This window comes from Blautia sp. CAG:237, assembly GCF_000436615.1.
Lineage (GTDB): Bacteria > Bacillota > Clostridia > Lachnospirales > Lachnospiraceae > Blautia_A > Blautia_A intestinihominis.
On record NZ_FR886714.1, the window covers coordinates 11,260 to 29,701 of the forward strand.

At 47.2% G+C, this 18,442-nt stretch carries 16 protein-coding genes; 1 reads left to right on the forward strand and 15 read right to left on the reverse strand.

The window, feature by feature from the left end; translation table 11 throughout:
- Positions 1-203: 203 nt before the first annotated feature.
- From QZL69_RS05135 to QZL69_RS05205, 15 genes are all read right to left on the reverse strand, one after another.
- A complete protein-coding gene (locus QZL69_RS05135; RefSeq protein ID WP_022214155.1) occupies positions 204-926 on the reverse strand; it encodes a SigF/SigG family RNA polymerase sporulation sigma factor in 723 nt (240 codons plus the stop codon).
- 10 nt (positions 927-936) lie between these two features.
- The gene (gene spoIIAB / locus QZL69_RS05140; protein WP_022214156.1) at positions 937-1,362 is read right to left on the reverse strand and encodes an anti-sigma F factor; all 426 of its coding nucleotides are present in this window, start codon (positions 1,360-1,362) and stop codon (positions 937-939) included.
- On the reverse strand, positions 1,346-1,690 hold the full coding sequence (locus QZL69_RS05145; protein WP_022214157.1) for an anti-sigma factor antagonist: 345 nt from the start codon (positions 1,688-1,690) through the stop codon (positions 1,346-1,348). Before QZL69_RS05145 ends, spoIIAB begins: the two co-directional genes overlap by 17 nt.
- Positions 1,691-1,852: 162 nt before the next feature.
- Positions 1,853-3,073 (reverse strand): hypothetical protein, encoded by a 1,221-nt coding sequence (locus QZL69_RS05150; protein ID WP_022214158.1) that lies wholly within the window; start codon positions 3,071-3,073, stop codon positions 1,853-1,855.
- 35 nt (positions 3,074-3,108) lie between these two features.
- Positions 3,109-3,261, reverse strand: a complete 153-nt coding sequence (locus QZL69_RS05155; protein WP_022214159.1) for a hypothetical protein — start codon at positions 3,259-3,261, stop codon at positions 3,109-3,111.
- A 12-nt stretch (positions 3,262-3,273) separates the two neighbouring features.
- Positions 3,274-4,575, reverse strand: coding sequence for a bifunctional folylpolyglutamate synthase/dihydrofolate synthase (locus QZL69_RS05160; protein ID WP_173906592.1), 1,302 nt, complete (start codon positions 4,573-4,575; stop codon positions 3,274-3,276).
- Positions 4,576-4,713: 138 nt separating this feature from the next.
- Positions 4,714-6,729 (reverse strand): LTA synthase family protein, encoded by a 2,016-nt coding sequence (locus QZL69_RS05165; protein WP_022214161.1) that lies wholly within the window; start codon positions 6,727-6,729, stop codon positions 4,714-4,716.
- Positions 6,730-6,744: 15 nt separating this feature from the next.
- On the reverse strand, positions 6,745-9,399 hold the full coding sequence (locus QZL69_RS05170; protein WP_022214162.1) for a valine--tRNA ligase: 2,655 nt from the start codon (positions 9,397-9,399) through the stop codon (positions 6,745-6,747).
- A 163-nt stretch (positions 9,400-9,562) separates the two neighbouring features.
- On the reverse strand, positions 9,563-13,405 hold the full coding sequence (locus QZL69_RS05175; RefSeq protein WP_022214163.1) for an FtsX-like permease family protein: 3,843 nt from the start codon (positions 13,403-13,405) through the stop codon (positions 9,563-9,565).
- On the reverse strand, positions 13,399-14,112 hold the full coding sequence (locus QZL69_RS05180) for an ABC transporter ATP-binding protein (protein ID WP_022214164.1): 714 nt from the start codon (positions 14,110-14,112) through the stop codon (positions 13,399-13,401). The genes QZL69_RS05175 and QZL69_RS05180 overlap by 7 nt, the downstream gene beginning before the upstream one ends.
- A gap of 101 nt (positions 14,113-14,213) precedes the next feature.
- Positions 14,214-14,414 carry a small, acid-soluble spore protein, alpha/beta type gene (locus QZL69_RS05185; protein WP_022214165.1) on the reverse strand — a complete coding sequence of 67 codons (201 nt, stop codon included), beginning with the start codon at positions 14,412-14,414 and terminating at the stop codon, positions 14,214-14,216.
- 69 nt (positions 14,415-14,483) lie between these two features.
- Positions 14,484-14,669 (reverse strand): PspC domain-containing protein, encoded by a 186-nt coding sequence (locus QZL69_RS05190; RefSeq protein WP_022214166.1) that lies wholly within the window; start codon positions 14,667-14,669, stop codon positions 14,484-14,486.
- Positions 14,670-14,696: 27 nt separating this feature from the next.
- Entirely contained in the window at positions 14,697-15,566 is an 870-nt protein-coding gene (locus QZL69_RS05195) for a DUF4097 family beta strand repeat-containing protein (protein WP_022214167.1), read from the reverse strand.
- Complete coding sequence (locus QZL69_RS05200; RefSeq protein WP_022214168.1) at positions 15,563-16,270, reverse strand: DUF1700 domain-containing protein; 708 nt, start codon at positions 16,268-16,270, stop codon at positions 15,563-15,565. The genes QZL69_RS05195 and QZL69_RS05200 overlap by 4 nt, the downstream gene beginning before the upstream one ends.
- Positions 16,267-16,590 (reverse strand): PadR family transcriptional regulator, encoded by a 324-nt coding sequence (locus QZL69_RS05205; RefSeq protein ID WP_022214169.1) that lies wholly within the window; start codon positions 16,588-16,590, stop codon positions 16,267-16,269. Before QZL69_RS05205 ends, QZL69_RS05200 begins: the two co-directional genes overlap by 4 nt.
- 328 nt (positions 16,591-16,918) lie before the next feature.
- Here QZL69_RS05205 and QZL69_RS05210 point away from each other — a divergent pair, with 328 nt between their 5' ends.
- On the forward strand, positions 16,919-18,328 hold the full coding sequence (locus QZL69_RS05210; protein WP_022214170.1) for an RsmF rRNA methyltransferase first C-terminal domain-containing protein: 1,410 nt from the start codon (positions 16,919-16,921) through the stop codon (positions 18,326-18,328).
- Positions 18,329-18,442 lie beyond the last annotated feature (114 nt).

The window sequence follows — 18,442 nt, forward strand, 5'->3', positions numbered from 1 at the left end:
TGCCGGGCGATTTCCTGGCAGCCGTTTTTTATATAAGACTTATTCCGTCTTTCCTCTCATTGACTTTCCTTCTGAAAATCTTTATAATAAACTCAGAAACAAAGAAACCAAGCGCAAAGAGAATATAATATTCTGTTTTTACATATAAATCGATGCTGACGGCTTAATGTAATCAGCATATCGGGCATCGAGAAATAAAGTAATCATCCATCTCGATACAAACTCCTCAGCTTCTTCAATATCCTCTTCTCCATCCGCGACACCTGCACCTGGGAAACGCCTAGCTGTTCTGCGATCTGGGTCTGGGTCTGGTCCTGGAAGTAGCGCATGTAGAGAAGTTTGCGGTCGGAGGATTCCAGTTTTCCGAGGATTTCCTCGAGGAAGATCCGGTTCAGGAGATGCTCTTCGGCGTTTTCTTTTTCCGGGATCTTGTCTATGAGGGAGATGTCGGTTCCCTCGCTCTGATAGACGGTTCTGTACAGGGATTCTACTTCTGCCGCTGAGTCCATCGTCATCGCGACTTCTTCGGGCGGCATTTCGAGCATTTCTGCGATTTCTTTGAGGCTCGGTTCCCTGCCCAGTTCTTTCTCTATCTTTTCTCTCGCCAGATAGACTCTGTGCTGGTTTTCTTTGATGGACCGGCTCACCTTGATCATTCCATCATCCCTGAAAAAGCGTTTCAGTTCTCCTAAGATCATCGGGATGGCATATGTGGAAAATTTCACCTCAAATGCCGGGTCAAATTTATCCACCGCCTTGAGAAGCCCGATGCTCCCTATCTGAAAAAGATCTTCCATCTCCACGCCTCGCCCAAGGAAACGCCGTGCCACGCTGTAAATAAGTCCTGTATTCTCTTCAAATAACGTATCTCTTGCCTCTTTATCCCCCTGGTGTGCACGCCCGATCAGGGCAAGAGTATGTTCCATAAGCTATCCTTTACCGGCCGATGAGTTTTTTCATCCGCACCCGGGTTCCTGCACCAACCTGTGATTCTACTTTCAGGTCATCCATAAATGCCTCCATAAAGGTAAATCCCATACCGGACCGGTCTGTGTCTGCCTTTGTGGTGTACATCGGTTCCATTGCCTTCTGAATGTCCGGGATTCCCTTCCCATGATCTGTGATCTCCACATAGATTTCCTGACCGGTAATACAGAGTTTCATCTCTATCTTATGTATTTCTCCCTCATAAGCATGGATAATGCTGTTGGTGACTGCCTCAGAAACTGCGGTCTTGAGATCTGCCACTTCCTCCAGCGTCGGATTGAGCTGCGTACAGAATGATGCCGCCGTAATCCTTGCCAGGGCTTCATTTACCGGCCTGCTGTCAAATACAAGTGTTACTTCATTTGCTTTTTCCATAATCTTCTCCTTCTTCCTCTGCCCTCTGAATCTCCATATATCTGTGGACTCCTGATAAATGGAGCAGTTTGTCAATATGACTGCCTGTATTGACTGCCATGATACACTTCTGCCCCATCCCCAGCGCCCGGTATCGCCCCATGATCAGTCCGATACCAGAACTGTCCATAAACTCCGTATTCTCAAAATCAAAAACAATCCTTTTGACATAGGTTCTGCTCATGATCCTGTCCGTCTCCTTTCGGATCCAGTCCGACTGCGGATGGTCAAGATCCTGCGGAAGATGTACCGTCAAGATTGCGTCTTTGAATTCAAACAGCTCATTCATTTTCATTCCCCCTGCAATTTTTTTACTGTTCCATTCAGGCATCCTCAATATACAAATACAAAAAAGGAGATGTGCATCATACACATCCCCTTCTCCGAGGTTCCTCTTATAGCGTTTTGTCCCTGCATTGCCTGCAGCTATCACTAACTGTTCACTATAATATTATTCATAATAATCTGATTCATCGTAATCACCGCTGTCATCGCTTCCATCACCAGAAGTATCATCTGATCCGGCATTTCCGGAACTTACAGCCTGACTGATCGTATTATAGATTGTTTTCTGTGCATCTGAAAGAACATCTGCCTGTACATTCTGCAGTTCCAGTGCAGCATCGTCCAGATTCTTCTGCTGATAATCTGCGTATGCCTGCAGAAGTGCCTGATAACTCGTACTCTTTGTCTGTTCAGAAGTCAGCTGCTGTGTAACTTCATCTGCCGAATTCGTGGCTTCCTTCGCATCATTCTGCGCCTTGGTAAGTTCTGCCGCCTGACTTGCAAGCGATTCACTGTACTGGACGATCTGCTGGTTCGCTTCCTTGTAAATTCCCTGACGGATTGCCGGAACTGCCAGCATCCAGAAAGCACCAACTCCAGCCACGATTCCCGTCATCAGAACAAAAAACAGAGAAATTCTGGAGCGTTCTCTGTAAACAGGCTGCTGCACAACCTGATCCGGAGCCAGCACATCCATCTCCTGCTGCTTTGAACTGCCCGAATGGAAAAATCCCTTTTTTCCCTTCTTTTCAAGCTTGGTCGTAACTCCTGTCTGTTCATCCACTTCCCTCAGAAAGCGAAGCGTTGTCGTATTCGTCTTATCAATACGCGCTGCCTTCCGAAGAGTTCTTCTCGCTTTGTTCCATTCATGATTTTTCATCTGGATCAATGCAAGAAGATGATATCCCTTGATAAGCTTCGGATTCTGTGAAAGAATCTTGCGCAGCTGAATTGCCGCCATATCTTCATGTCCTTCACGGCACAGAAGCAATGCGTGATTATATTTCTTGATTGTCTCATTGATCGCATTCAGACGGTTTCTGTTCGCCTGAAGTTTATTGATGTATTCTGTTGCAAGGTTTCTCGTCGGCTGAAGATTCTTACTAATCACCCATTCGCTGAGTGCAGAAACCACTTCTCCTGTCTCAAAATAAACAAGCCCAAGAAGATTCCTCGCCTTGATATTTCTCTTATCATAGATCAGACTCTGTTTCAGACAGGCGATCGCTCCGGAAAGATCACGGATGCTTGCCTTCTCCAGACCCTGATTGTAAAAACTCTTGGACAGATAATCTACTTTTTTCTGGATCAGTACATTATATCCGCAGTTCGGACAGTAGTCCAGATCCATGTCTGTAAGAAATGCCCCACAGTTCACACAATTCATTCACTATTTCTCCCTTTGTGTACTTCGTATGCTTCTTATCTTGTGCGTCGATTGCTTTTTGCCTCTCTTAAGACTTCCTGAAGGACATCCAGAATATCAGTCAGCTCTCTGTCATAGATCGCACCCTCTGCGTCTGTGACATCCAGACAGGGTTCAAATTTCTTCAGTTCCTCTTCATAATCGATCATAATAAATTCTCCTTATTTTCCGATTCCCTTAAGGATAGCGGTCTTGATCTCGCCTACCAGATACAGGGAACCTACGCAAAACAGCAGTCCATCTTCGCCCTTGACCGCAAGTGCTTTCTTAAATGCCTCCTCCGCGTCATCACAGACTTCAGCGGAAGGACAGCCATTCTCACGGAAGATCTCTGCCAGATGTTCTGCAGGTACTTTACGGTAACCTCCCACCTGGGTAACTACCACATGTTTGAACTGGATCTTGTCCAGGATCGTATGGATCATATCTGTATAATCCTTGTCATCAACTGCCGAAAACAGCAGTGTAAGCGGATACTCCTTCTGAAAATGTGCCGCTGTTTCCACGAACTTGGCAACTCCATCCTCATTATGCGCACCGTCTACGATCACGCCCGGCAGTACAGTTTCCATTCTTCCCTGCCAGCGCGTTTCAAGAAGTCCCTTCTTTACTGCATCCGCAGATACCGGAATGACGTCCTTCAGCACTTCGATCGTTTTGATGGCAAGAGAACTGTTCATCACCTGATAAACAGCAATAAACGGAATGGAAAATACTGTGTTACCATAATACTCATTCTTAAATGAAAAATCAATGCCAGAGCGTGTATTTCGGATAATTTCTGTATCTTTCCTTGTCACTTCATAATATGGGCTGTTCAGTTCCTGTGCCTTTGCTCTGATCACTCCTGCTGCCTTTGGATCGTTTCCATCGTAGATCACAGGCACTCCCGGAACAATGATCCCGGCTTTTTCCCCTGCGATGGCCTCGATCGTATTTCCCAGATACTGCATATGATCAAAACTGATCGATGTGATCACACAGGCAACCGGATTTTCTACTGCTGTTGTTGCATCCAGCCTGCCGCCAAGTCCTGTCTCAAGCACTACATAATCCACCCCGGCATCTGCAAAGATCACCATTCCCATCAGGAACAGGAATTCAAAATATGTCGGATGATAGTTTCCTTCTTCTACCAGTTCATCTGCCAGTGCTTTGACCTTGCAGAATGCACGCAGGAATGTCTCATCATCGATATTTTTCTCATTGATCTGAAAACGCTCATTGATCACGACCAGATGCGGAGAAGTAAAGAGTCCGCAGGAATATCCTGCCTCTCTCAGAACAGACGTCAGGAATGCACAGGTACTTCCCTTGCCGTTTGTACCTGCCACATGGATCACGCGGAATTTATCCTGCGGATCACCAAGACGTTTCAGGCATTCCTTCGTATGCTCCATCTTATTCTTGGTCGTAAATTTCGGGGTTTCTTCAATATAAGCAACTGCCTCTTCGTAATTCATAAAAAAATTCACCACTTTATCCTATAATGTATTCGCAGCAGCAAGGAGCCATACGCTCCTTAACTACTACGATATTCATTATATATGAGTGGTGAAAGATGTCCAGTACCAATCGTAATCTTTTATTCGGCAAAATCTTTAATTTTCTGCCGGAAGTTTCCATTTATTTTCGTTATACAACATATAAGCCGAGCGATCGTAACTCTTGCTCAGTGCTTTTCTGGTAGAACTGTTGCTTCGCTGAACAACAGAAACCCGGTCAAAATCATTGATCTCTGTTCCCGAGATCATCAGAGTGGTCGGATTTACATAGACTGTATCATACCATTCTCCGTTCAGTTTGACCTGACTGGATGGCGTGAAATTCGTTCCCTTGAGCCGGTAGGTATGATCCACTGTAGATATCTCTTCCATGGAATCCAGTGTCACATCATAAAGTCCCATCCGCATCTTGGTCCTCTGGAACGGGCTTTCTCCGTCATAGGAATATTTCTTGCCGTAAAGCACGTCATACTGAAGAGTCTCCAGATCCACCTGATAATTCCTTGTATTTCTTCTCGCCTGATGATAACGGAAGATCGTACCTTCGTGGATACCGGCACGGTCCATGACCTCTGCTGCCATCTGATAAGCTGCAAGGTTTTCATCTTTTTTCTCCAGACCGAAGTTATCCCACATAACGTACTGTGTCTGGAACAGATATTTGTTCTTGAGATCTTCCACAGTAAGTCCCATGGTCGGAAGATGATCGCCATACATAACAAGGATCACATCCTCCGGATAATCTGCAAGCGCATCTGTAAGTTCCTTGACAAAGTTATCCATCTCATGGATCTCATTACAGTAGTATTCCCACTGATTGTTCTGAGCCTCTGTCTCGGCTCCGGAAACTGTGATCTCCGGATCGTCGATCAGCTGTTCTTCCGGATAGGCTCCATGTCCCTGCGTGGAAATCGTATAAATGTAATCTGATTCCTCCGTAGAATCCAGACATTTGATAATTTCATCCGTCAGAACTTCATCCTTGGTCCAGCCAAGCGGATTCTTGTCCTCTTCCTCCGACATGTATTCTGCAGAAGTGAAGGTATCAAATCCAAGATTCGGGAAAATGCTCCTTCTTCCATAGAAATTCGCCTCATTATTATGTACTGCATGAGTCGAATATCCAAGATTCTTGAGCACATACGGTGCACTTTCGCAGGTGGTTTCCTTGAGAATGCTCTTGTATGGATACTCACCCGGTCCGAAATAATGAAGGCTCATACCGGTGATAGATTCAAATTCTGTGTTGGCAGTTCCTGCTCCTACAGATGGAACCTTGTAATATCCCGAAGTGTATTCTTTCATGAGTTTACGGAAATTCGGGATCGGATCCTCTGAGATGTTCAGATACTCTACCAGCGTCGGATCAAAGAAAGACTCAAGCTGTACAAAGATAATGTTCGGCTTGCTGTCCTCGTTTGTTGCCGGAAGATTGTCTTCTGTCTTTTCGATACGGGTGATCTCCTGCTCAGAGTAATCTCTCGGACAACTGATCCCTGTATCAAAGATCGTTACTGCGAGGCAGTAAGGATATCCATAATCCTCATATGCAAACGCAATATTTCCAAAATAGTTGGACAGGATCCTCTTCTCAAGCGCAAGCTGTGTCGCTCCCGCAAAAAGAGCCGCTCCGACAACGACAAGGAGAAGGTCATAGCGGAACTTCACCTTACGTTTGTACTTCGGTGCCTTGATCAGAAGGATCAGAAGCAGCAGTGCAAAAAATCCCAGAAGGATCAGCGCAAGCACTACGCCCCACGCCGGCAGATATTTATTCAGGACTGCCATTCCATCTGTCAGAAGATGAAGATCCGGTCCGGTAAACGGAGTAACCCTGTTGGACAGGATCACTCCATTGATAATACCAAGCAACAGCCACAAGATCGAGATCAGAACTCGCCAGAAACATCTCCTGCGGAAAAGATACACGATCAGTGAAGTTGTAAAAATCAGTGCAGCATTGTATGCAAAGACAAGTGGTTTCGTGGTCATATATGTCCATGCTGCCGAAAAAGAACGGCGGCTGATCATCTCGATCAGGAAATAGCCAAGTGCACTGCACAGTGCATGAAGCAGCAGGGAAATCCGGTTACACACTTTATACCATTTCATCTGAATGCTCCTTTATTATTTTTCCATCTGTTTCAGCTGTACGTTTACCTTTTCCATCATTTCTTCGTATTTCTGAAGTTTTTCTTTTTCTGCGTTTACTTTTGCTTCCGGTGCTTTGTTTACAAAGTTCGGATTGTTGAGCATACCCTGGCATCTTGCGATCTCTTTGGTGAGACGCTCCTGCTCTTTCTTGAGGCGTTCCATCTCTTTTTCTCTGTCAACAAGGTCTTCCAGAGGCATGTATACAACTGCATCAGATACAACAACGGATACTGCGTCCTCGCCGATTCCGTCCTTATTTTCCTGTACGTGGATCTCTTTTGCAAATGCGAGATTTACAAAGGATTTCTTGCAGGCTTCGTATCTTGCACAGGTGTCTGCATCCTTACCTACGATGTAAAGATGTGTCTTGCGGTTCATCGGCACGTTCATTTCTGTACGTGTGTTACGGATTCCGCGGACAGCTTCCTTGAAGCTCTCTACTGCTTTTTCTGCTTCCGGGAATACCCATGCTTCCTGGAATACCGGCCAGTCAGAGATCATGATGGACTCTTCTTCCGGAAGAAGTGTACAGTAGATTTCTTCTGTGATGAACGGCATGTATGGATGAAGCAGTTTCAGTCCTTCTGTCAGGGCTGTACGCAGTGTCCAGAGTGCATCGTTGGCTGCCTTCGGATTCTCGTCTGCTTTCCAGAGACGTACCTTGGCCATCTCGATGTACCAGTCACAGAGCTCATCCCACAGGAAATCATAAACCTTCTGTACGGCGATTCCAAGTTCATATTTATCCATGTTGTCTGTTACGTCACGGATCACGGTGTTGAGTTTGGAAAGAATCCATTTATCCTCGAAGCAGAGCTCATTAAGGTCTGCCGGTTCGGTGACTGTCTTTCCTTCCAGGTTCATCATGATGAAACGTGATGCGTTCCAGATCTTGTTTGCAAAGTTACGGCTGGATTCTACACGCTCCCAGTAGAAACGCATGTCGTTTCCAGGTGCATTACCTGTAATCAGAGTCAGACGAAGTGCATCTGCGCCGTATTTGTCGATAACTTCAAGAGGATCGATACCGTTTCCGAGGGATTTACTCATCTTGCGTCCCTGAGAGTCACGTACCAGACCATGGATCAGTACATGATGGAACGGAACTTCTCCTGTCTGCTCCAGTGCGGAGAATACCATACGAATAACCCAGAAGAAGATGATATCATATCCTGTTACCAGTACATCTGTCGGATAGAAGTATTCCAGTTCCGGTGTCTTGTCCGGCCATCCAAGTGTGGAGAACGGCCACAGAGCGGAGCTGAACCATGTATCCAGAGTGTCCTCATCCTGATGGAGATGTGTGCAGCCGCATTTCGGGCATTTCTCCGGCATTTCTCTTGCAACGACTACTTCACCGCACTCATCGCAGTAGTAAGCCGGGATCCTGTGGCCCCACCAGAGCTGACGGGAAATACACCAGTCACGGATGTTCTCCAGCCAGTGCAGATATGTCTTTCCGAAGCTTGCCGGAACAAATTCCAGTTCGCCCGGTTTCAGCGCGTCCATAGCTGCTTTTGCCATTTTATCCATGCGGACGAACCACTGTGGTTTGATCATTGGCTCTACGGTTGTGCCGCAGCGGTCATGTGTACCAACGCTGTGGTTGTGCGGAACAACTTTGACCAGAAGTCCCTGTGCATCGAGGTCTGCCACCATTGCCTTACGTGCTTCGTAGCGGTCCATTCCTGCGTATTTGCCGCCAAGGGAATTGATAGTAGCGTCATCGTTCAGGATGTTGATCTCTTCGAGATTGTGGCGTTTGCCTACTTCGAAGTCGTTCGGGTCGTGTGCCGGTGTGATCTTAACGCAGCCTGTTCCGAATTCTTTGTCAACGTACTCATCTGCGATAACCGGGATCTCACGGTCCGTCAGAGGCAGTTTCAGCATCTTGCCGATCAGATCCTTGTATCTCTCATCCTCCGGGTTTACTGCTACTGCGGTATCACCGAGCAGTGTTTCCGGACGTGTGGTTGCGATTTCTACGAATCTTCCTTCTTCGCCTACGATCGGATAGTTGATGTGCCAGAAAAATCCGTCCTGGTCCTCATGCTCAACTTCTGCATCAGAGATGGAAGTCTGGCATACCGGACACCAGTTGATGATCCTGGAGCCTTTGTAAATGTAACCTTTCTCGTAGAGACGGATGAAAACTTCCTGTACTGCCTTGGAGCATCCCTCGTCCATGGTGAAACGTTCTCTCTCCCAGTCAGCAGATGCACCGAGCTTCTTGAGCTGGTTGATGATCTTTCCGCCGTACTCTTCTTTCCATGCCCATGCATGTTTGAGGAATTCTTCACGTCCGATGTCGTGTTTGTCGATTCCTTCTTTTTTCAGCTTGTCGATGACTTTGACCTCTGTTGCGATCGCTGCGTGGTCAGTTCCCGGCTGCCAGAGTGCTTCATATTCCTGCATTCTCTTGAAACGGATCAGGATATCCTGCATGGTTTCATCGAGTGCATGTCCCATATGAAGCTGGCCGGTTACGTTCGGCGGCGGCATAACGATGGTAAATGGTTTCTTGTCTGGATTTACTTTTGCGTGGAAGTATCCGTTGTCCATCCATTTCTGATAGAGACGTTCTTCCAGCCCTTTCGGGTCATAAGTCTTTGCAAGTTCTTTGCTCATAATGTCCTCCTATTATATAGGCTAATTCCTTTATTGAAAAAACAGCCCCTCACACTGCTTGTGTGAAGGGCAATGTTTGCCTAACTCTGAAACTACTATAATTGCATTTTTCGACCTTGTCAAGAAGGATTGATGAAAAATCACATATATTCCAGAATTTTTATTATTCGACAGATTTCAGTGATTCTACCATGTCGATCTTCTTGAGTTTTCTGTGCATAAAGATATTTACGATGATCGAGAAAATACAGGTGATCACCGCACAGTATACGAAGCTTATCGGCCGGATGTTCCTTCCGAACATGACTGCGTCAACCTCTACGGTCACGATGATATAGCGGTGCAGAAGGATTCCAAAAACAGCACCGAAAAGAATTCCTGCTATAGTCAGGATGATATTTTCCCTCAACACATACTGTGAAACTTCCCCGTCAAAAAATCCCAGCACTTTGAGTGTCGCCAGCTCTCTCTGGCGTTCCATGATGTTGATATTGTTCAGATTATAAAGTACAACAAACGCCAGCATTCCGGCCGATACGATCAGCACAATGATGACGATCCCCAGTGTACTGAGCATACGGTTTACCATATCCATGGTACTGGCCGTATAGCTGATACTCAAGACTGCCGGAGATTCCATGATCTTCTGTCCAATCGACTCTGTCTGATCCTTGTATTCATCTCTGACAGCAAAAACAATATCTGCATAATCCGGATCTTCACCAAAGGTTTCCTTATAAACATTCGGTGTCATATAAACATAATGTCCGGCATAATTCTCTGTGATGACAGCGATTTTCACCTGATATTCCCTGTCGTCTTTTTTGACTGTCAGTTCGTCTCCCACTTTGAGGTCCAGAAGACCGGCTGTTTTTTCACTGACTGCCGCACCTGCGTCTGTCAGCTCATATTCTTCCTTTGTTTTGCGGTTTCTGAGCGTAACATCCTTTTTAAAGTTATCCAGATTTTCCGGAACATAAACATATATGCTTAAATTTGACTTGCCATTTGGTGCTGTGAGTTTGGAAAGCTGGATCTTCGTGTAGTGCTCCAGTTTTTCATTCTTATCCAGTTCCTCTGTGAGTGCTTTCTTTTCCTGCTCCGTCGCATCGTCATCGGAGATAATCGTGCCGTCATAATGCTGGATATTTGCATACTGGAGATTAACGATATCCGAAACAGAATCCTGGATTCCATAACCTACCAGCATCAGTGCCATACTTCCCGCGATGCCGAAGATCGTCATAAACAGTCGTTTCTTGTAGCGGAAAAGATTTCGAAGCGATGATTTCCATGTAAAGTTCAGATGTTTCCACAAAAACGGAATCCGCTCCAGAAGGATCCGCTTGCCCTCCTTCGGTGCCGGCGGGCGCATCAGGGATGCCGGGGGCTCTGCCAGTGCCTGACGACAGGAAAGGATCGTTGCCCCTACGGTACATACAAGTGCCGCAACAGAAGCTGTCAGTGCATATTTCCACTCATAATGGATCTGCAGGCTGTTGGAAACATTGTGATACATCATCCCATATGCCTTGATGATTATATATGGAAGAATTTTTTCGCCGATGAGGATCCCTGTCACGCTTCCTCCTGCTGTTGCAAGAAATGCGTAACTTAAATACTTGGAAGCAATATCGAGTTTCTTATAGCCAAGCGCCTTCATCGTTCCGATCTGTGTTCGCTGTTCTTCGACCATTCGTGTCATGGTCGTAAGGCTGATGAGTGCTGCAACCAGGAAAAAGATCACAGGGAATACCTGACCGATATTTTTGATACGGTCTGCATTGTCTCCGTAATCGGAATATTCCGGAAGGTCATTGCGGTCTGTGATGATCCATTCCGGTTCTTTGAGGTCGTTCAGTTCTTCTTTCGCATCGCTGATCTTCTGCTCACCGTCGCGGATCTCATCTTCCGCTTCTTTCCTGCCATCCTCGTATTCTTTCTTTCCATCCTTTAATTCTTTCTCGGCATCGGCAAGTTTCTGTTCGGAATCTTTAAGTTTCTGTTCGTTTTCTGCGATTTCTTTCTCGCCGTCTGCAAGCTTCTTCTCATTGGCCGCGATCTCTGCCTCTCCAGAAGAAAGCTTCGCTTCATTAGCCTCGATCTCCGCCTGGCCACTCTGCAATTTCTCGCGGTTTGCATCGATCTCTACCTGTCCACTCTGAAGCTGTGCGAGACTTGCATCAAGTTTCTCCTTACTCTCTGTTAAAGTCTGCTCATTAGCTGCAAGTTCTTTTTCCCCGGAAGAAAGTTTGGCCTCCTGGCTGTCAAGCTGTGCCCGGTTCTGATCGATTGTCTTCTGACCGGCATTCAGATTTTGCATAGTCGCTGCCAGCTCTGTTTTCTTTGCCTGCGCCTGACTGAGTCCTCCCTGGGCTGCGCTTAAGTTATTCTGAAGTTCTGCTTTCTGATTTACAGCCTGCTGACAGGCATCCAATGCCGACTGAGCCTGGCTGAGAGTTCCGTTCGCTGTTTCCAGCTGTCCCTGTGCCTCGCCAAGAGCCTGTTCATATCCTGCCAGTTCTTCCTCAGAAAGTTCTCCTGCCTCAACCTGCTGCTTTGCCGCATCATAAGCTGCCTGTGCACTGTTTACAGCTTCCTGTGCTGCCTGCACTGCACCACTTGTCTGATCGTATGCCTGCTGTGCCGCGGCAAGCTGATCTTCTACACCGGAGAGCTGCTCCAGTCCCGCCTGGATCTGTGCGATCTGGCTTTCCAGCTGTGTGATCTGTGCATCCACCGCTGTCTGACCATCCTTTACCTGCGCGATTCCTGCCGTCAGCTCTTTCTGTTTCTGTTCAAGCTTGGTACGTCCGGCTGCGATCTGTTTCTTTCCGGATTCTATCTGCTGTTTTGCTTTGTCGAATTTCGCTTTGCCTGCATCATACTTTTTCTTTCCTGCATTATACTGCGCCCATCCGTCATCCAGCTTTGCCTGTGCCGCAGATAACTGGGACTGACCATCAGAAAGCTGGGCTTTCGCCGAAGCAAGCTGTTCCCGTCCGTCGGCGAGCTGCGTTTTGGCATCTGCGAGCTGCTTCCTGCCGTCGGTAATTTCTTTCTTTGCATCTTCGAGCTGTTTCTTGCCATCCTCGTACTGTTTTTTGCCATCGGCAAGTTCTTTCTCTCCGTCATCGAGTTTTTTCTTTGCATCAGCAAGCTTCTCATCGGCCTCTTTTTTGCCATCGGCAAGTTCCTGCTCTGCATCAGAAATCTTGTCCTGTGCCTCGGAAACGATCTCGTCGTAACGGATCTGGCAGCGTTCCTCCTGGATCTCCTCAACTTTATCCTGAAGTTTCTCGATCAGGTTATCGTAGGCATCTGTATAGCTGAGCACCTGATCGGTTCCATGTGCCCGGATATAGATCTGTGTAAAGATCTCCTGGTCAAAATCCTCCGGCATCACATAGGCAAATCCATTCACCTCACCGGAACCGACTGTCGTATTTCCTCTGTTGAACGAAATGTACAGCGGGCTTTTGCCAAGTCCGACTACCGTATAGGTTTCTGTCAACAGAAGCTTACTGTCCCCGTCCTGGCGCATATTGATCGTGCTGCCGATCTCATATCCCTGATTCGCGGCAAACGTCGAGTCCAGAAAGCACTCGCCGCTTTTTTCCGGAAGACGGCCTTCTGTTACGGTAAGCTGATTGACCTTCTGATTCATAGATTCGATATGAAGAACTTTCTGTTTCTCATTCTCTCCACAAATGGCATCCGTCGAATATGCACCTTCCGCACTCTCCACACCATCGATCGACTGGATCGCTTTTACATCATCTTCGGTAAGCCCCAGAGTTGCCATGACCTTGAGATCCATGAGGCTGGCTTCGTTATAATAAGCATCTCCCGAAAGACGCATATCCGGCGACGCTGCCTGAATACCGGAAAAGAAAGCAACACCCAGTGCCACGATACAGAAGATGGAAATAAAACGTGCCCTGCTCTTTCGGATCTCCTGCCAGAAATCTTTGTGTAATGCTTTTTTTCTGCGTTTTCCTACCATTCGATCTCCTCCACCGGTGTCGGATGGTCATTCAGTTCCATCGAAGAAACGGTTCCATTTTTGATATGGATCACACGGTCTGCCATAGGTGTCAGCGCAGAATTATGCGTGATGACGATCACCGTCATCCCCTTCTCCCTGCACATGTCCTGAAGCAGTTTGAGGATTGCCTTACCGGTCTGGTAATCAAGTGCACCTGTCGGCTCATCACAAAGGAGAAGCTTCGGATTCTTTGCAAGGGCTCTCGCTATGGAAACACGCTGCTGTTCGCCACCGGAAAGCTGTGCGGGGAAATTCCCCATTCGATCCTTAAGTCCGACTTCTCTGAGGACCTGTGCCGCATCCAGAGGATTCTTGCAGATCTGCATGGCAAGTTCTACATTTTCCAGTGCTGTCAGGTTCGGAACCAGATTATAAAACTGGAATACAAAACCGATGTCATCACGGCGATATGCCGTAAGCTGTCTGCCGCTATAATCTGTGATATTTCTGCCATCTACCAGAACCTTTCCCTTCGATGCAGTATCCATGCCGCCGAGAATATTCAGAACAGTCGTCTTGCCGGCCCCACTCGGTCCTACAATGACTACAAATTCACCTTTGGAAATCTCAAAACTGATCTCATCGACTGCACGGATTTCGACTTCACCCATCTTGTATATTTTGGAAACTTTATCTAATTTTACATATGCTTCTGTATTATTCATCGGCCTCTCCCTGTCGTTATACCGTTGTAGTTACCCTTAAGTATAACACAAAAAAGCACTGCCCGGAACAGCTTCCAGACAATGCCTTTTGTGAAATTTTTCTAAAGTGTGGAATCCTTTTCTTTCCTGCGGCCGGTCATCAGGCCTCCGATCCTTCCGGTTTCTTTGGCCGAGAGGCTTTTCCAGCCGCTCTCGAGGACCTTGTCAAGAATTCCCATTTCTTCTGCGATCTCATACTTGATCTTTTCTTCTTCGGGAAGTTCGCCCCGCAGATATGCCTCCACTTCTTTCTCCTTGTTCATGTCCTTTCACTCCTTTGTTGCTTTTCTTTTGGAGTATGGACAGTTTGAAGAAAATTTATTCACTCAGGATCAGCCTTTCGGAATAACGATGGCTGCAATGATGTACGCCCAGATTCCCGCGCCGCCGAAGCAGGTGAGGATGACCCATGCAAGACGCACCAGTGTCGGATCAATGTCAAAATATTCAGCGATGCCTCCGCATACACCGCACAGCATATAATTTGCGGAAGATTTGTAAAGTCGTTTGTTATTCATAAAATCTGCCTTCTTTCTCAAAAAAATTTATTTACTAAAACTAACTGTAATATTACCAACGCCGCAGTTCAATTCCATATCTCCTTTGGCATTTGGATTCGTGATATTTTTGTCGTGGCCGATGCCGCTGTACGAACTGTCACCGATGTCCACATTTCCTGCCGCACAGGAAATCTCATAATTATAGTCGGCTTCTTTGCCAAGAATGTCAAGGTCAACATTTCCGATACCGCAGTCAACTTCCAGATCGTGTATATCCAGTTCTGATATTTCTACATTTCCGGTGCCGACTTCAACCGAGATATCGTTAGCTACGCTGATCTTCCCTGTATTTGTAAACTCGCCTGCTCCTACAGACACATCCAGGTCATCTGTTCTGAAATCATCACACATCGTAACAGTACCTGCTGCAACCTCTATGGAAGTGTCCTTAAACCTCAGGTCCTTCGGATAACTCACAGTGATCTCACGTTCCTGTGTCCTGCCAAGTGACTCGATGACCAGGCTGTCATCATCTGTACCGATCCTTACTTTGTCTTTCTTCGAACCGGACACTTCTACGCGGATCTTGTCTCCGTCACAGTTCTGAAGCTTAAGTGCATCTCCACTCAGGGAAAAATCCAGATCCGATACCGGATCAATCTCAAAGATTTCTTTGTCATCCTCTGTCATGACCGGCTTAAGCTGTGTGATCTCATCCCAGTCTTCGTCCCAGGAATCATGGCTCTCCTGTAAGGCAGAATTCGCAATTTTCCTGATATTTCCATTCAGTCCATATTTCGTAAGATTGATGCCTGTGATCGTTGCTCCCATGGCAACGCCTCCTATGCTGAGTCCCAGTCCGACAACAGCAAGGACTAATGCAAGTTTAAGAATCCGTTTAGAAAATTTTCTCATAATCCCGCCTCCTTCTTCTTACTTCCTCTGTTTACAAGCCGGCTGCAGAAATCTATAAATTTCCGCAGGATCGCCGGAAGTACTTTCGTTGCTGCCCAGACCAGAAATACAAGTCCGACCAGTGCAAGTGCAAGGATCAGAAGTCCGACCCCGATCCCAAGGATTCCAAATCCGATGCTGGCGGAAAAGCATGCCCCGATCCCTGCTCCAATGACTGCGATCCCTGCTGCAAAAAGCCCTACGACCGCTGCCCCGATCCCAAATACGATCAGAAACGGAAGAAGTGCCAGTGCAACGATAAATCCGAGGACTCCTCCGACTGCACCCTTGATCAGCGGTGAGATAAATACCAGCAGGATCAATACCAGGATCACTCCTGCATTACTGCCCTTACGCTCTGCGTGGTATCCACGCTCCGCACGGCTGCCTCTCTGCTCCGGCATCTGCATATCCTCCTTTACACGGTCATCCTGAAAGCCATTCTCCGTGTATTCCCCGTAATTCTGTGAGCTTTCCCTGAGGTCTGCCTTGATGATAGCAGCTACCTTGCCCGGACTTCCAAGCTCCCTGATCACATTTGCCTCCTGATCCTCTCCGGCGTCGTCGAAGTAACTCTCGTAATAATCAAGAGCCTCCTGCCTTTCCTCCTCAGAGATGTCAGAAAGCAGCTTCTCCAGTTGTTCCATAAACTGCGCTCTGTTCATAACTCTATGCCTCCCTCAAACAGTTTCGAAATCTTGGTTGAATAGTTCTTCCATTCAACTCTGTAAAGATTAAGCTGTGCCATTCCTTTCTCTGTGATCTTGTAGTATCTGCGGTTCCTGCCTGCATATGCCATGTCATAGGTCTCCAGGCATTCATCCTTCTGTAATCTCCGAAGGACCGGATACAGCGTGGACTCAGATACCTCCAGCACACTCCGCACATCCTGGGTGATCTTGTAACCGTAGGTTCCCTCCTCTTCCTTGGAAACTACCGCCAGCACGATCGCATCCAGGAGCGCTGCACCTGTATTAAATACCATGCTCTCACTTCCTGTTCATATATTCTATAATATTATTATTTTGTATAATATTATTTTGTTAGTAATACTATATATCATATAATATAGTTTTGTCAATAGTATTTTCTATTTTCCATGCCTGATTTATACTTTTAGTTGCTGTTCACTCCGTTCACAGCAACTCGGTCAAAATCCATTCCAAATCACCTACGGTGATGGGATTTTGCCCCGTATGTCTCGGGATTTTGCCATTATTCATGGCAAAACGCCTCGCGGGATACTACCTGTGAACAGTAACAACTTTCACAATAAACTATGTTTTATAACTTACACAGAACAGGAGAACTTCATGTCAGAACAGAATATCACAGAACTTCTTCATCCGGCCTTTCTCGCCCGCATGAAAGAAATGCTCGGAGAAGAATATGATTCTTTTATAAAAAGCTACGAAGTACCCAGAACTTACGGGCTTCGTGTCAACACCGCCAAGATCAGCTGCGAAGAATTTGAAAAACTTGTTCCGTTCCCGGTGACACCGATCCCGTGGATCCCGAACGGTTATTTTTATCCGGAAGATGTCCGTCCTTCCTACTGCCCGTTTTATCAGGCGGGGCTCTATTATCTCCAGGAGCCAAGCGCAATGACACCCGCTTCCTGCCTCCCTGTCACTCCCGGCGAGAATGTACTGGACCTCTGTGCTGCACCGGGTGGCAAAACGACAGAACTGGGGGCGCGCCTGAACGGAGAGGGACTGCTGGTCGCAAATGACATCAGTGCTTCCCGTACCCGTGCCCTTCTTCGAAACGTGGAGCTTTTTGGCTTCACGAATGCATTTGTTGCCAATGAGACTCCGGCACGTCTCAGAGACCGCTTCCCGGAATTTTTCCACAAGATCCTTCTGGATGCACCATGTTCCGGCGAAGGAATGTTCCGTAAGGAAGAAGCACTTGCCAGAGACTGGACTCCTGAGAAATCACAGGAACTTGCCGCGATCCAGCGAGAACTGATCCTTCAGGCAGCCGATATGCTCCGTCCGGGCGGACAGCTGCTTTATTCTACCTGTACCTTTGCGCCGGATGAGGATGAGGGCGTTGTTTCCTGGCTTCTTGAAAACCGGCCGGATATGGAACTGATCGAACTTCCTTCTTATGAAGGATTCACGCCGGGCGTTCCGGAATGGGGCAACGGTGATCCGCGCCTTACGCGCTGTGTCCATCTCTTCCCGCACACCATGCAGGGCGAGGGACATTTCATGGCATTATTCCGCAAAGAGGGCAGAACGGATCTGATCGGTACCATGTCCTCTGCAAAATCGAACGCCGACACACGCAAATGGCTGGAGCTTTTTCTTGCGGAGATCGGGCTTAAAACCCTCGGCGGAAAACCATTCGACTGGAACCGCGTGGAGACACGCAAAGACAAAGTCTACTATCTCCCGCCACTCACCGGAGATTTCCGCGGACTGACCTTCCTTCGAAACGGCCTTTATCTGGGCAACCTCAAGAAAAACCGTTTCGAGCCGTCAGAACCTTTTGCACTGGCTCTGCATAAGGATGACGCCGAGGCAGTCATCTCCCTTCCGGTATCGGACGAGCGCCTGACCCGCTATCTCAAGGGCGAAACACTGAATATCGAACCAGAAGAGGCAGCTCACACCAAAGGCTGGCATCTTCTCTGCGCGGACGGCTATCCCATCGGATTCGGCAAGCTGGTCGGTGCGACACTCAAAAACAAATATCCCGCAGGATGGAGAGTCTGATACTCTCCTTCCCACGGGATATTTTTCTGTTGTCTCTTATATTGTTACTGTTCACTCCGTTCACAGTAACTTGGTCAAACTCCATTCCAAATCACCTTCGGTGATGGGATTTTG

Coding starts and splice junctions, on each gene's coding strand:
- QZL69_RS05155 (WP_022214159.1), bottom strand. CDS start 3,261: ATGATCGATTATGAAGAGGAACTGAAGAAATTTGAACCCTGTCTGGAT.
- QZL69_RS05210 (WP_022214170.1), top strand. CDS start 16,919: ATGTCAGAACAGAATATCACAGAACTTCTTCATCCGGCCTTTCTCGCC.
- QZL69_RS05150 (WP_022214158.1), bottom strand. CDS start 3,073: ATGAATTGTGTGAACTGTGGGGCATTTCTTACAGACATGGATCTGGAC.
- QZL69_RS05160 (WP_173906592.1), bottom strand. CDS start 4,575: ATGAATTACGAAGAGGCAGTTGCTTATATTGAAGAAACCCCGAAATTT.
- QZL69_RS05180 (WP_022214164.1), bottom strand. CDS start 14,112: ATGAATAATACAGAAGCATATGTAAAATTAGATAAAGTTTCCAAAATA.
- QZL69_RS05135 (WP_022214155.1), bottom strand. CDS start 926: ATGGAACATACTCTTGCCCTGATCGGGCGTGCACACCAGGGGGATAAA.
- QZL69_RS05170 (WP_022214162.1), bottom strand. CDS start 9,399: ATGAGCAAAGAACTTGCAAAGACTTATGACCCGAAAGGGCTGGAAGAA.
- QZL69_RS05185 (WP_022214165.1), bottom strand. CDS start 14,414: ATGAACAAGGAGAAAGAAGTGGAGGCATATCTGCGGGGCGAACTTCCC.
- QZL69_RS05165 (WP_022214161.1), bottom strand. CDS start 6,729: ATGAAATGGTATAAAGTGTGTAACCGGATTTCCCTGCTGCTTCATGCA.
- QZL69_RS05205 (WP_022214169.1), bottom strand. CDS start 16,590: ATGGTATTTAATACAGGTGCAGCGCTCCTGGATGCGATCGTGCTGGCG.
- QZL69_RS05145 (WP_022214157.1), bottom strand. CDS start 1,690: ATGAATGAGCTGTTTGAATTCAAAGACGCAATCTTGACGGTACATCTT.
- QZL69_RS05200 (WP_022214168.1), bottom strand. CDS start 16,270: ATGAACAGAGCGCAGTTTATGGAACAACTGGAGAAGCTGCTTTCTGAC.
- spoIIAB (WP_022214156.1), bottom strand. CDS start 1,362: ATGGAAAAAGCAAATGAAGTAACACTTGTATTTGACAGCAGGCCGGTA.
- QZL69_RS05190 (WP_022214166.1), bottom strand. CDS start 14,669: ATGAATAACAAACGACTTTACAAATCTTCCGCAAATTATATGCTGTGC.
- QZL69_RS05195 (WP_022214167.1), bottom strand. CDS start 15,566: ATGAGAAAATTTTCTAAACGGATTCTTAAACTTGCATTAGTCCTTGCT.
- QZL69_RS05175 (WP_022214163.1), bottom strand. CDS start 13,405: ATGGTAGGAAAACGCAGAAAAAAAGCATTACACAAAGATTTCTGGCAG.